The following is a 12161-nucleotide window of genomic DNA, read 5'->3' on the forward strand; positions in this document are numbered from 1 at the left end:
ACGTCAAGGACGTTTCCGCCGGATCGGAACCGCAGTTCTTATGCAATTCCAACGCGTTGTACCTCGGCAACTGCGGGCATTAGGGCTTTCAAGCCGCCTATTTGCGCGCCTCGTATCGTCACGATCTATCCCAACCGTTCACCCCCTTCGCGTGCGCCACTGTCAAAAGTGATCGCTCGCAAAGACCCATTCCCATCAACCCCAAGAGTCATATGACCGAAACCTTTAACCCCACCCGCGATGATTTCGCCGCTCTGCTCGACGAACAACTGCAAGGCCGCGACCTTGGCGAAGGCCAAGTCGTTCACGGTCGCGTTGTCGGCATCGAAAAAGACATCGTCATCATCGACGTCGGCCTGAAAACCGAAGGCCGCATCGCCATGCGCGAATTCGGCCAAGGCGAAGGCGCTGTCCTTCCGAAGGTCGGCGACAACGTCGAAGTTTACCTGGAACGCGTTGAAAACGCCCTGGGTGAAGCCGTCATCAGCCGCGACAAGGCTCGCCGCGAAGAAGCCTGGACCCGTCTGGAAGCCGTCTTCGCTGAAGGTCAGCCGGTCAACGGTGCAATCGTCGGCCGCGTCAAGGGTGGTTTCACTGTTGATCTGGGCGGTGCTTCGGCCTTCCTGCCGGGTTCGCAAGTCGACATCCGTCCGGTACGCGACGTCACCCCGCTGATGGGCAAAGAACAACCGTTCGCCATCCTGAAAATGGACCGTCCGCGCGGCAACATCGTTGTCTCGCGTCGTGCGATCCTGGAAGAAGCCCGTGCTGAACAGCGTACCGAACTCGTCGGTCAGCTGGCAGAAGGTGAAATCCGTGAAGGCGTCGTCAAGAACATCACCGATTACGGTGCGTTCGTTGACCTGGGCGGCATCGACGGCCTGCTGCACGTCACCGACATGTCGTGGAAGCGCGTGTCGCATCCGTCGCAAGTCCTGGCTGTTGGCGACACCGTCAAGGTTCAGATCGTCAAGATCAACCCGGACACCCAACGTATCTCGCTGGGCATGAAGCAACTGCAGTCGGATCCGTGGGATGGTGTTGAAGCCAAGTACCCGGTCGGCGCTAAGTACACCGGTCGCATCACCAACATCACTGACTACGGCGCATTCGTTGAGCTGGAAGCCGGTGTTGAAGGTCTGGTCCACGTGTCGGAAATGTCCTGGACCAAGAAGAACGTCCACCCGGGCAAGATCGTCTCCACCTCGCAAGAAGTGGACGTCATCGTTCTGGACGTCGACAGCGCCAAGCGCCGTATCTCGCTGGGCCTGAAGCAAGCTCAAGCCAACCCGTGGGAAGCTTTCGTTGAAGCTCACCCGGTCGGCTCGACCGTTGAAGGTGAAGTCAAGAACGCCACCGAGTTCGGCCTGTTTGTCGGCCTGGACAACGACATCGACGGCATGGTCCACCTCTCGGACCTGGACTGGAACGTGTCGGGCGAAGAAGCCATCCAGCGTTACCGCAAGGGTGAAGTCATCAAGGCCAAGGTTCTTGATGTCGACATCGAAAAAGAACGCGTCTCGCTGGGCGTCAAGCAACTGGGCGCTGACCCGATGGAAGGCGACGTCTACAAGCGTGGCCAACAAATCACCGTCACCGTTTCGGCCATCGAAACCGGCGGCATCGAAGTCAAGTTCGGTGAAGACGACGCTCTGGTCACCGCCTTCATCCGCAAGTCGGACCTGTCGCGCGACCGTAACGAGCAACGTCCGGAACGCTTCAATGTTGGCGATCGTATCGACGCCATGATCACCACCGTCGACAAGGCCACGCGCCGCGTTTCGGTGTCGGTCAAGGCACTCGAAATGAAGGACGAGCAAGAAGCCATCGAGCAGTTCGGTTCGTCGGACTCGGGCGCTTCGCTGGGCGACATTCTGGGCGCAGCCCTGAAGAACGCCTCGAAGGACTAAGTCCTGAAGCGACCCCTGCTGTGGCCCTCAAGGCCATAGTGCGGAAATGACGAGGGCGACCGGAGCAATCCGGTCGCCCTTTTCTTTGTTCTGCTGTCGGGGCATAGATTTGCGGGCTAATCGCAGAAAATCGTTCTGCGAGATGCAATTTACCCCTTTATTCCAAAGTCATCAGGTGTTTAGGTGGTGGTCCGGAATGGCGAATACGCCAATGAAGCACGGGCGGGGGCCTTGAATGATCAAGTCCGAACTGATCGAGAAGCTGGCAGCTGAGAATCTGCATCTCACGCATGCCGAAGTCGAACGCGTAGTGAATGTAATTCTTGGACAGATGACCGGAGCGCTCGCCGAGGGCGGCCGTGTCGAACTACGGGGCTTTGGCGCATTTTCGGTTCGTAGCCGTCCGGCCCGTTCCGGACGTAACCCGCGCACGGGCGAAACCGTCGAAGTTCCTGCCAAGGCCGTGCCCTTTTTCAAAAGCGGCAAGGAACTGCGTGTACGTCTGAACGCTTCTGGAGACGCCTGATCTTCCCTATAGGAGGATCAGATTATGGTGCGGTCGATATCGCGCCTGCCTAAGGGAGCAAATCAATGAGTCTGGGTAGCGAGTTCAAGGAATTCATCGCTCGCGGTAATGTCGTCGATCTGGCGGTCGGTGTCATCATCGGCGGGGCGTTTGGCAAGATCGTTACCAGTCTGGTGGATCAGGTTGTCATGCCGCCGATTGGCTGGCTGATTGGCGGAGTGGACTTTGCCGCTCTGAAATACACCCTGCCGGTCAATCCGACGAACCCGACGGGTGACCCTGCGGTGATCGAATACGGTGCCTTCATCAACACCTGTATCCAGTTCATCATTGTGGCCTTTGTCATCTTTATGATGGTCAAGCTGGTCAACAAGCTGCGTCGCTCGCAGGAAGAAGCTCCGGCCGCACCGACGGCCACCGAAGCTCTGCTGGTCGAAATCCGCGACGAACTGAAAAAGCGTCCTTAGGGACGACTTTCACGCAAACAAAAAGGCCGCCGGATCGCTCCGGCGGCCTTTTTTGTATCTTCGGACCCGATCAGTTCGAAGCGGTTTCCCAGGCGGGCGGGCAGCCGTCAAAGTCGCCGGCATCCACAACGGTCAGGGTTTTCATGTTCAGCGGCATGGCCGGACGCATCGAGCCGCGGCCATGGCCGGTATAAAGGTCGATCTTGGAACCGCGGATCGCGCCACCGGTGTCCGAGGCATACCAGTAACCATCGTGCTTGGTGCCGTCTGCCATTTGCAGGCCAACGGTTTCACGGATGAACAGGCGGGTACGGCGCGGGATAACGCGCGGATCGGTAGCGACGGTGCGCATGGCGATCGGGCGGCAACCCAGAGAATCGTTGCCGGTCGCGCCACCACCACCTGCGTGATAGAGGCGGGCCGAGGCACGCCAGTCGGCTTCGGAATCCATGTGAGCTTGCTGTTCGTCGCTGAGTGCCGCGTTATCAACGGCAGCGACGGCTTCGGTGTCGACTTCGGCAGCGAGAGACGCGGTAGCAATTTCGTTTGCAACAACAGTCTCGTAGGGGACAGGTCCGCTAGTGGTAGCGAACGACAGGGCCCACAGGGCGGCCAGAGCGGCGACCGTATTCAGCATCTAATTCACATGAGAGGCACCGGCACCAACGCTCACCGGCAGGGAGCTTTTGACGGTGGAATGTGGCGAAATAGTGTCAAATGAGATGATCGAGAGGAAGGTCGCACTTACGACAGGCATTGTGACAGCATATCGACCCTAATGGCTAGAATAGGGTCTGGCTATGAATACAGTATTTATCAATGTTGCTATTCTTTTCTGTCCGATCAACTCGATAAAAAGTTCTGATCACGGCGTTGTGAAAACTTTATTGCGAAGATTTCCGTTCATAAGCGCAAATAGACTGTCCTTACAGATTTCTTTAACCGTCGAAATTCGAGCGCGAACAGGGGCGTATGAAGCGGATCGGTAGCGGCCTGTGTCCGGATAGGATAAATCGGCACACGATTTGACCCTATCCACCGGAGTTCGCCATGAAGCGATCGACCAAGCACCTGATGATTTCTGCCGCTGCCGCCCTGATGCTGGTGGCTGTGCCTGCCGCGCAGGTCGTGGCCTGGGGGGCATCGGGACACCGCGTTATTGGCGTGAGCGCCATGCGTGCCCTGCCTGACACCCTGCCGGGCTTCTTGCGGACACCGGGTGCCGCGTCCGATGTCGGCGAGTTTTCGCGCGAACCGGATCGCTGGAAGGGTGCCGGCCAGCCGCATGACCGCGAACGCGATACTGCCCACTTTGTCGATATGGATGACGAGGGCCGCGTCATGGACCATCGCGGCATGACGATGGAAAACCTGCCGCGTCTGAAGTCTGAATATGATGCCGCCCTGACCAAGGCCGGACTGGATGTCGATAAGGCGGGCTATCTGCCCTATGCGATCATGGATGGGTGGCAGAATCTGGAACGCGACTTTGCCTATTGGCGCGTACTGAATGCGGCCGAGGCGCGCGAGACGGATCTGGCCAAGCGCGAATGGTACCGCGCCGACCGTCTGCGCCGCGAACAACTGATCCTGCGCGATATCGGTATCCTCAGCCACTATCTGGGCGATGCGTCCCAGCCGCACCACACCACCATCCACTTCAATGGCTGGGCCGGTGAAACCAATCCGGAAGGCTTTACGACCTCGCGCCGTACGCATGGCCAGTTCGAAGGGGCCTTTACGTCGCGCAACCTGAATCCGGCGACCGTGTCGGCAGCGATGGCTCCGTTGAATGTCGAGGGCTTTAATGTTCGCGCCCGCACCGGTGCATTCCTGAACACGACTCTGGGGACGGTGATCCCGTTCTACCGGATGGAAAAGGATGGCGCGTTCGATGGCACTGACCCGCGCGGTATTGCCTTTGTGAACGAGCGTCTGGCCGCTGGGGCCGAGCAGGTACGCGACTTTACCGTGGCGGCATGGAATGTGTCGGGGACCACATCGGTCGGCTGGCCCGCCGTCAAGGTGGCCGAGGTCGAGGCTGGCAGTGTCGATCCGTGGATTGCCCTGATCGGCGAAGACTAAAAATCGGGCGAAACATTCGCCAATTGTATGAATGGGACCGCTCCTGCCTTCGCAGGGGCGGTCTTCGCGTTTAAGGAAGCGGCTATGAGCGAACAAAACCCCAGCCCCCTTACGCCTCCGGTCGTGATCCTCGACCGCTCGCAACTGGCCGACAACATCGGATCGGTGGCACGTGTGATGGCCAATTTTGGTCTGTCCGAGCTGCGACTGGTCAATCCGCGTGACGGCTGGCCGCAAGAACGGGCCTGGGCGACCGCCTCGGGTGCGGACTGGGTGCTGGACGGTATCAAGGTGTTCGACACGGTGGCCGATGCGATCCACGACCTGAATGTGGTGTTCGCAACGACCGCCCGCCCGCGAGAGACGCGTCAGCCGGTGCGCACACCGCGTGAAAGCGCCCGCATCCTTTATGACGAGACGGCGTCGGGTCTGAAATGCGGTCTGTTGTTCGGGGGCGAGCGTGCCGGTCTGGAAACGACCGACATTGCGCTGTGTGCTGGCATCACCACCATCCCGATTGATCCGCGCCACCACTCACTGAATCTGGCACAGGCCGTGGCCATCAATGCCTATGAGTGGCGCACTCTTATACTCGATGCCCCGCCGCCGCGTTTCCGCGAGAGCGAGCCGCCTGCCTCCAACGAACTCCTGGTCGGTATGTACGAGCATCTGGAGACAGAGCTGGATAATGGCGGCTTCTTCCATCCGCCCGAGAAGAAGCGCTCCATGAGCCAGAACCTGCGCGTCATGCTGGGGCGTGCGGCCTTTACCGAGCAGGAAGTGGCGACCTTCAGGGGCGTGATCCACGCTCTGTCGCAAGGCCGTGGTCGCGTACTGGCCAAGTTGGCAGCCCAGGCCGCCAGCAAGGCTGCCGAGGGCAAGAAGGACGTCTGACGGCCGTTTGTCCTATCGGGGGTTGAGGGCGTCTCGTATGCGTTCAAACCCCTGAGACGGGACGGCAGTGGTCCATAGGCTGCCGTCCAGTGCCATGCTTTGTCCGGTTTCAAACAGGGACTGCATGGCCGGTGTGTCGAAATTCATCAGATTGGTACCCTCGGGTAGGCACGGGATCGAGGCGATCCTGAGCGGCAGTCCTCGGGCCGCACAGAACGTGACCGCCGTGTTGAGGGCCTGACGATAGGAAAACCTCAGCATGGCCTCGAAGCTGCGAACCGTGATGGTAGCCATATTGGGGGCAGTGGTGCGCGGGGCCGGATCCAGCACCGTGTTGACGATCACATGCACACGCCCACCCTTGAGGCGGCGCCCCAGCTTTTGCCAGCGCATCATGGTTTCGGGCATGAGGAATAGCGGCGAGGCCAGTCCGCCATCGACGTGCATTTCCTGATAGGTCTGGCCGTCGATCTCGACATCGATCAGACGTGGCGCAAACACGACCGGCAGACTGGCCGAAGCGATCAGGATGTCGCGAAACAGTTTCAGCGCCGCATCGCCGCCATGTGTCGCGATCGCCCCCATATCCCAGATACAGGCGGACTGGCTGTCGAGGTCGGTGGTGGCCACCAGCAGACGCCGTCCGCGTGCGTGTTCGCGGGCGATGGCCTTGATGAGGTCATGGTCGACAAAGGGCGTGATCAGGGCTTCCAGAGCCTCGCCACGCAACAGGCCGCCGCTGAGGACGGGGGCCAGACGGCGCGGGTCCAGCAAGGAGCGGGCATGACCGCCCGTATAGGCATCACGCAGCTTGTCGTCCCAGTCACGCCCCAGAAAGGCGAGGGGGGCGATCAGAGCACCCGTGCTGACGCCGGTGACAAAGGCGAACTGGGGGCGGGTGCCGGACTGGCTCCAGCCGCATAAAGCGCCTGCCCCAAAGGCACCGCCCGCCGCGCCGCCCGACAGGGCCAGCATGTCGAACCGTTCCGATGTCCAGTTGGAGCGTGGCAGGGATAGCCGGTCGGCAGCAGCCTGAAGCGCGGTCTCGGCCGTGGCGGGGCAAAGCCGGATATCGCTAAAGCCCTTTACCGCCGCGTTAGACGCGGGCGGATAGGGCTTGCGACCCCGCGGAGAGCGAGGGGGCGAAGAGGGTGTCGAGGCAGGGTGCTTGACCATGCCTCGACTTTCTCCAGTCAAACGCCACTTGGCAAGCGCCGCCCAGAGCATGATCGCTTGAATCTGGAGCCTGATTTACCGCATCGGAGGAATCGCGAAGCGATTCCCCCTCAACGGATCAGACTCTAGTAGTTGCGGGCGCGGGCGAGTTGTTCGGCGTGGAAATGACTGTCGCCCAGCGTCTCGTTCAGCACCCTGACCCTTTTCATGTACAGGCCGATGTCGAAGGCATCGGTCATGCCGACCCCGCCGTGCATCTGTACGCCCTCCTGTACGGCCAGTTCGGCCACGCGGCCCGACTTGGCCTTGGCGATGGAGGCGGCCAGACTGGCCGTCTCCTTGCCGTCGTCAATGGCTTGCAGGGCCCCGAGGGTCGCAGCCTTGGCCAGTTCCAGTTCGGTATAGAGATGGGCGGCGCGGTGCTGCAGGGCTTGGAACTCACCGATCAGCTTGCCGAACTGCTGGCGGGTTTTCAGATAGTCGAGGGTGATGGCAAAGGCCTGATCGCCCGCACCGTTCAGACCCGCCGCTGCACAGGCACGGCCCAGTGACAGGACCTTGTCCAGTACGGGCTGGCCTGCGCCGACCTCGCCGATCAGGGCGTCGGCATCGACCTCGACATCCTTCAAGGTGATACGGGCGGCATTGTGGGCATCGACCATGACAGTGCGCTCGATAGCGATGCCCGCAGTTGCGGGATCGACAAGGAACAGGCTGAGGCCTTCATCGGTTTGGGCCGCGACGATCAGGGTATCGGCGATGTGGCCGTCCAGCACCAGAGCTTTGGCCCCGTTTAGTTTGAAGCCGTTGCCGCTACGCTCGGCGCGGGTTTGGATGCGGTGCGGGGCGTGCTTGGCCCCTTCATCGACGGCCAGCGAGACAATGGCCTCGCCTGCCGCGATCTTGAATAGCCAGAATTTCTGTTCGTCCGATCCGGCGTCCTGCAACACGCTGGCCGACAGGACCGCGCTGCCAAAGAAGGGCGAGGGGGTCAGGGTGCGGCCAAGGCTTTCGGCAATCACGCCCGCCTCGACGGCACCAAGGTTTGAGCCGCCATGCTCCTCGTCAATCAGGACACCGGCAAAACCCATTTCGCCAAACTGTTGCCAGAGATCGCGCGCGAGGCCGTCGGCATCGTGGCTGTCACGCAGTTGGCGCAAGTGTTTGATCGGGGCGTGCTCGCCGAGGAAGCCGTCCACGGCATCTTTCAGCATCACCTGTTCGTCTGTCAGGATCAAAGCCATGGTCTTTATGCTCCCGGCAGGTTCAGAAGGTGTTTGGCGATGATGTTGAGCTGCACCTCGGTGGTGCCGCCCTCGATGGAGTTGGCCTTGGTGCGCAACCAAGTACGGGCGGTTTCGCCCTCTTGCGAGCGCTCGCCTTCCCATTCCAGTGCGTCGATACCGCCTGCGGCCATCAGCAGTTCGTATTTGCGCTTGTTCAGTTCGGAACCGTAATATTTCAGTACCGAGGCGAGGGCTGGATGGGCCTGACCGGCCTTCATCTTGTCGACGGCGCTGTCCATGGCCAGCTTGAAGGCGGCGGCGTCCACATCCCATTCGGTAATGCGGGCGCGCAGCATCGGATCATCGATACGGCCTTGGTCGTCTGTACCGAGACTGTCGCGGGCGACCTCACCCAGCGGACGACCAATGCCTTCGCCCATAGCCCCGATCATGGTGCGCTCGTGGGCCAGCAGATATTTGGCGACGTCCCAGCCACGGTTCAGTTCACCAACGAGGTTTTCCTTCTCGACGCGGACATTGTCGAAGAAGGTCTCGCAGAAGGGCGACTTGCCTGAAATCAGCGGGATGGGGCGGGTGGTGACGCCCGGTGTTTGCATGTCGAACAGGACAAAGCTGATGCCCCGGTGTTTGTTCGACGGGTCGGTGCGGACCAGACAGAAGATCCAGTCGGCCAGATCGGCATAGGAGGTCCAGATTTTCTGGCCATTGACGATCCAGTGGTCGCCCATATCCTCGGCACGAGTTTGCAGCGAGGCGAGGTCCGAGCCCGAGCCCGGTTCCGAATAGCCCTGACACCAGCGGATTTCGCCGCGCACGATAGGGGGCAGGTATTTTTGCTTCTGCTCTTCGGTGCCGAAGGCCAGAAGGGCAGGGCCAAGCATCCAGATGCCAAAGCTGCTGAGGGCCGGTTGCGCCTTGATGCGGCGGAGCTCGGATTGCAAAATCTTGGCCTGTTCGCGGGTAAGGCCACCGCCACCATATTCGGCGGGCCATTCGGGGGCGGTCCAGCCCTTGGCCCCCATGGCATCCATCCACGCCTTGTGGGCGGGGGTTTTGAAGGTGGCGTTGCGACCACCCCAGATCAGATCGTTTTCAGATTCGACCGGCCCGCGCACTTCGGGTGGGCAGTTGGTTTCCAGCCAGTTCCGCACTTCGAGGCGGAAGATTTCCGGATCACTCATAGGCACGTTTCCCCTTGCGGCGGCCTCTGTGGGCCACTTTCGGGATCGACGTTATCACATGGGTTTCGATTGGCTACGGTCTAGATCAAACCGCGCGATCACCCCTTCGTGGGCAGGAAGGGCGAGAAGGTGATGACCGTAAACGTGTCGCGAATATGCGGACGGGTCTGGACCTGCTTGGTGACGAAGGTGCCGATATCGGCATCCTTGGGCAGGTGGAACTTGGCCAGAAGGTCGTGCTGGCCCGAGGTGGAATAGACCTCGCTGACATTTTCGACATTGTCCACCAGATCGGCGGCTACGTCATTGGCATAGCCCAGCTCGCATTTGATGAAGACGAAGATGGCGGTCATCATGGTGGTATTCTCCTTGGTCAGGCTTCTTTAGCGTGAGGCTGCGGTTACGGCCAAGAAAAAGGGCGCAGCCGTTGCCGGATGCGCCCCAGATCATTTTGTAGCGGTCGCTTACTTGGCGGCCAGCTTGGCTTGGTGTGCGGCTTGACCGGCCACGATCAGGTCGGCTGCTTCTTGTGCCGTGCCCCAACGGTCGATCTTGACGAACTTGCCCTTCTCCAGATCCTTGTAGCGGGTGAAGAAGTGTTCGATCTGCTGCAGCTGGATAGCCGGCAGTTGCTCGTACGACTTAATGTCCGAATAGAACGGGCTCATCTTGTCGACCGGCACGCACAGAATCTTTTCGTCGCCACCGGCTTCGTCGGTCATGATCAGCACGCCGATCGGACGCGAGCGCAGGACGCTGCCCGGAACAACCGGATAGGGCGTCAGGACCAGAACGTCGCAAGGATCGCCATCGTCCGACAGGGTGTGCGGGATGAAGCCGTAATTGGCCGGATAGATCATCGGGGTCGACAGGAAGCGGTCGACGTACAGAGCGCCCGATTCCTTATCCATCTCGTATTTGACAGGCGAGCCGCCAGCCGAGATTTCAATGATGGCGTTAACGTCCCACGGGGCGTCCTTACCAACCGGAATGGCGTCGATGTTCATAGTTGTGCTCTATTGCAGATGCGAAAGATGTTGGCGGGCGTGATAAGCTTTGCGCGGGCCGACGGCAAGCGTCACGGCTTGGTTGTGGGTGCGGCAATGGTGTTCGGGAGGCTTTGAGGTCGATGTCGGTACTGGATTGGGTCGCTCTGGTCGTCTTTTTCATCGCCTGGCTGGGCTATGATCCGGTGCTGGGGGCGTTGTCGCGACGCGGCGGCACTTTGAACACCGACATGCTGACGGTACGCAACAGCTGGATGAATGCCATGACCAATCGCCAGATGCGGTTGGTGGATGCCCAGCTTATGGGGCACACAATTTCGTCGGCCTCGTTTTTTGCCTCGACCAACCTGTTGCTGATTGCGGCAGTGGCGGGCGTGTTGTTCGGCGGGGATGTCGCCTTGCGCAATATTGCCGCTCTGGGGGCCGAGGTGACGACCATCAAGGTGATGGAGGCCAAGCTGGCCCTGATCCTGCTGTGTCTGGCGCGGGGGCTTCTGGACTTTATCTGGGCCCTGCGACAGCTCAACTATACGGTGGCCCTGATCGGGGCCGCCCCCGAAGTGCACGAAGAAGCCGATCGCGCATCCTATGGGGCGGCGGTGGGCAAGGTGCTCAATCCGGCCCTGTCCTCGTTCAACAGGGGCGAGCGGGGCTATTATTTCGCGCTTGCGGCGGCGGTATGGATGTTCGGCTCGGTGTGGCTGCTGCTGGCGGTGATCATGGTGACGAGCCTGTTATTGTGGCGCCAGTCGGCATCACCATCGGCCCGTGCGGTTCGTGCGGCCCGTCGTCTGTTGGAACGCCCTTAGACCTTAGTCGTGTGTGGGCGCGAAATTATGCCAAATAACGTCGAAATGTAACGAATTTGGCCAATTATTTCAGGGTTTGAAACAGGGTGTGAAACAAAGCCGTGAATCCGAGGCTTGATATTTTGTGCAGTGCAACCTAACTTGATTTTCGACGCTTTCGGGCGTCTCGCCCTTCCTGGGCGTTTCCTCCCTATAGACTTTATATAGCCGCGCCGGTTCTGGCGCGGCTTTTTTTTGCGTTTTCCAGCTTGGCCTTGGGTCAGGTTATGCGCCGTCGAGGGTTTGGGCATGGATGCGGCCCAGTTCGGCAATCACCCGTTTCAACGCCGTGTGACAGCGTTTCCAGCCGATGGCGGGCTGGTGGTGGACCTCGTCCCAGTACAGGCGGCGATTGACTTCGATTTGCAGGGCGTGAAGCCCTTCGTCGGGACGGCCCCATTTCTGGGTGGCGTAACCGCCCGCATAGGGACGGTTCAAACCGACGCGCCAGCCTTGCGCCTCGCACAGGGTGCGCAGGGTGCGTGTCCAGACCACGTCGCAGCTGGTGCCATGGCGATCGCCCAGAATAATGTCGGGGCCGTTTGCGCCCGTGGCCCTCTGGGGCATGGAGTGCCAGTCGACCAGCAGGGCTTGCCCGTACTGGTCGCGCGCCTGTGTCATCAGTCCGGCAAGGGCAGCATGATAGGGTCGATAGACGCGATCAAGTCGCGCACGGGCCTCAAGATATGTCAGCCGCCGCTGGTATAGAGGCTGCCGGTCACTGGCCAGACGATGCAGCACACCATAGCCCGCCAGTGTCTTGGGCGATGGCTCCAGCAGCGGGCAGTCACCGATCAGGGACGGGTCCAGATCGGTTTCT

General features: G+C 60.5%; 13 protein-coding genes. 6 read left to right on the forward strand and 7 right to left on the reverse strand.

Annotated elements, in window-relative coordinates:
• The first annotated feature begins 212 nt into the window (after nucleotides 1-212).
• The 3 genes from rpsA to mscL all read left to right on the forward strand — a co-directional run bounded on the left by rpsA (nucleotide 213) and on the right by mscL (nucleotide 2903).
• Nucleotides 213-1910, forward strand: a complete 1698-nt coding sequence (gene rpsA / locus RSB01_RS06330) for a 30S ribosomal protein S1 (RefSeq protein ID WP_332625196.1) — start codon at nucleotides 213-215, stop codon at nucleotides 1908-1910.
• A gap of 235 nt (nucleotides 1911-2145) precedes the next feature.
• Nucleotides 2146-2436 carry an integration host factor subunit beta gene (locus tag RSB01_RS06335; RefSeq protein ID WP_332591276.1) on the forward strand — a complete coding sequence of 97 codons (291 nt, stop codon included), beginning with the start codon at nucleotides 2146-2148 and terminating at the stop codon, nucleotides 2434-2436.
• A 65-nt stretch (nucleotides 2437-2501) separates the two neighbouring features.
• Complete coding sequence (mscL, locus tag RSB01_RS06340; protein WP_332591275.1) at nucleotides 2502-2903, forward strand: large-conductance mechanosensitive channel protein MscL; 402 nt, start codon at nucleotides 2502-2504, stop codon at nucleotides 2901-2903.
• 70 nt (nucleotides 2904-2973) lie between these two features.
• Here mscL and RSB01_RS06345 read toward each other — a convergent pair whose 3' ends face one another.
• Complete coding sequence (locus RSB01_RS06345; protein ID WP_332591274.1) at nucleotides 2974-3540, reverse strand: 3D domain-containing protein; 567 nt, start codon at nucleotides 3538-3540, stop codon at nucleotides 2974-2976.
• A 413-nt stretch (nucleotides 3541-3953) separates the two neighbouring features.
• Between RSB01_RS06345 and RSB01_RS06350 the strand changes: the two genes are divergently transcribed.
• Entirely contained in the window at nucleotides 3954-4988 is a 1035-nt protein-coding gene (locus RSB01_RS06350) for a S1/P1 Nuclease (RefSeq protein WP_332625197.1), read from the forward strand.
• Nucleotides 4989-5072: 84 nt separating this feature from the next.
• On the forward strand, nucleotides 5073-5882 hold the full coding sequence (locus RSB01_RS06355; RefSeq protein ID WP_332591272.1) for an RNA methyltransferase: 810 nt from the start codon (nucleotides 5073-5075) through the stop codon (nucleotides 5880-5882).
• Between the two features lie 12 nt (nucleotides 5883-5894).
• Here RSB01_RS06355 and RSB01_RS06360 read toward each other — a convergent pair whose 3' ends face one another.
• The 5 genes from RSB01_RS06360 to ppa form a co-directional block, all read right to left on the reverse strand.
• Nucleotides 5895-7058, reverse strand: a complete 1164-nt coding sequence (locus tag RSB01_RS06360) for a patatin-like phospholipase family protein (protein WP_332591271.1) — start codon at nucleotides 7056-7058, stop codon at nucleotides 5895-5897.
• 125 nt (nucleotides 7059-7183) lie between these two features.
• On the reverse strand, nucleotides 7184-8302 hold the full coding sequence (locus RSB01_RS06365; RefSeq protein ID WP_332591270.1) for an acyl-CoA dehydrogenase family protein: 1119 nt from the start codon (nucleotides 8300-8302) through the stop codon (nucleotides 7184-7186).
• Between the two features lie 5 nt (nucleotides 8303-8307).
• The gene (locus RSB01_RS06370) at nucleotides 8308-9486 is read right to left on the reverse strand and encodes an acyl-CoA dehydrogenase family protein (RefSeq protein WP_332591269.1); all 1179 of its coding nucleotides are present in this window, start codon (nucleotides 9484-9486) and stop codon (nucleotides 8308-8310) included.
• A gap of 98 nt (nucleotides 9487-9584) precedes the next feature.
• Entirely contained in the window at nucleotides 9585-9842 is a 258-nt protein-coding gene (locus RSB01_RS06375; RefSeq protein ID WP_167174663.1) for an Lrp/AsnC ligand binding domain-containing protein, read from the reverse strand.
• 108 nt (nucleotides 9843-9950) lie between these two features.
• A complete protein-coding gene (ppa, locus tag RSB01_RS06380) occupies nucleotides 9951-10493 on the reverse strand; it encodes an inorganic diphosphatase (RefSeq protein WP_332592236.1) in 543 nt (180 codons plus the stop codon).
• A gap of 122 nt (nucleotides 10494-10615) precedes the next feature.
• Between ppa and RSB01_RS06385 the strand changes: the two genes are divergently transcribed.
• Nucleotides 10616-11302 (forward strand): DUF599 family protein, encoded by a 687-nt coding sequence (locus tag RSB01_RS06385; RefSeq protein ID WP_332619887.1) that lies wholly within the window; start codon nucleotides 10616-10618, stop codon nucleotides 11300-11302.
• A gap of 264 nt (nucleotides 11303-11566) precedes the next feature.
• Here the strand turns inward: RSB01_RS06385 and RSB01_RS06390 are convergent.
• The coding region (locus RSB01_RS06390; protein ID WP_332625199.1) for an N-formylglutamate amidohydrolase at nucleotides 11567-12161 on the reverse strand (595 nt) is incomplete at its 5' end.

The sequence above is a fragment of the Brevundimonas sp. genome, assembly GCF_036659295.1.
Taxonomy (GTDB): domain Bacteria; phylum Pseudomonadota; class Alphaproteobacteria; order Caulobacterales; family Caulobacteraceae; genus Brevundimonas.

Bases quoted from the DNA above. Each gene is read 5' to 3' on its own strand.
- ppa (WP_332592236.1), bottom strand. From the start codon at position 10,493: ATGAACATCGACGCCATTCCGGTTGGTAAGGACGCCCCGTGGGACGTT.
- RSB01_RS06350 (WP_332625197.1), top strand. From the start codon at position 3,954: ATGAAGCGATCGACCAAGCACCTGATGATTTCTGCCGCTGCCGCCCTG.
- RSB01_RS06355 (WP_332591272.1), top strand. From the start codon at position 5,073: ATGAGCGAACAAAACCCCAGCCCCCTTACGCCTCCGGTCGTGATCCTC.
- RSB01_RS06345 (WP_332591274.1), bottom strand. From the start codon at position 3,540: ATGCTGAATACGGTCGCCGCTCTGGCCGCCCTGTGGGCCCTGTCGTTC.
- RSB01_RS06365 (WP_332591270.1), bottom strand. From the start codon at position 8,302: ATGGCTTTGATCCTGACAGACGAACAGGTGATGCTGAAAGATGCCGTG.
- RSB01_RS06335 (WP_332591276.1), top strand. From the start codon at position 2,146: ATGATCAAGTCCGAACTGATCGAGAAGCTGGCAGCTGAGAATCTGCAT.
- RSB01_RS06370 (WP_332591269.1), bottom strand. From the start codon at position 9,486: ATGAGTGATCCGGAAATCTTCCGCCTCGAAGTGCGGAACTGGCTGGAA.
- RSB01_RS06375 (WP_167174663.1), bottom strand. From the start codon at position 9,842: ATGATGACCGCCATCTTCGTCTTCATCAAATGCGAGCTGGGCTATGCC.
- RSB01_RS06385 (WP_332619887.1), top strand. From the start codon at position 10,616: ATGTCGGTACTGGATTGGGTCGCTCTGGTCGTCTTTTTCATCGCCTGG.
- RSB01_RS06360 (WP_332591271.1), bottom strand. From the start codon at position 7,058: ATGGTCAAGCACCCTGCCTCGACACCCTCTTCGCCCCCTCGCTCTCCG.
- mscL (WP_332591275.1), top strand. From the start codon at position 2,502: ATGAGTCTGGGTAGCGAGTTCAAGGAATTCATCGCTCGCGGTAATGTC.
- rpsA (WP_332625196.1), top strand. From the start codon at position 213: ATGACCGAAACCTTTAACCCCACCCGCGATGATTTCGCCGCTCTGCTC.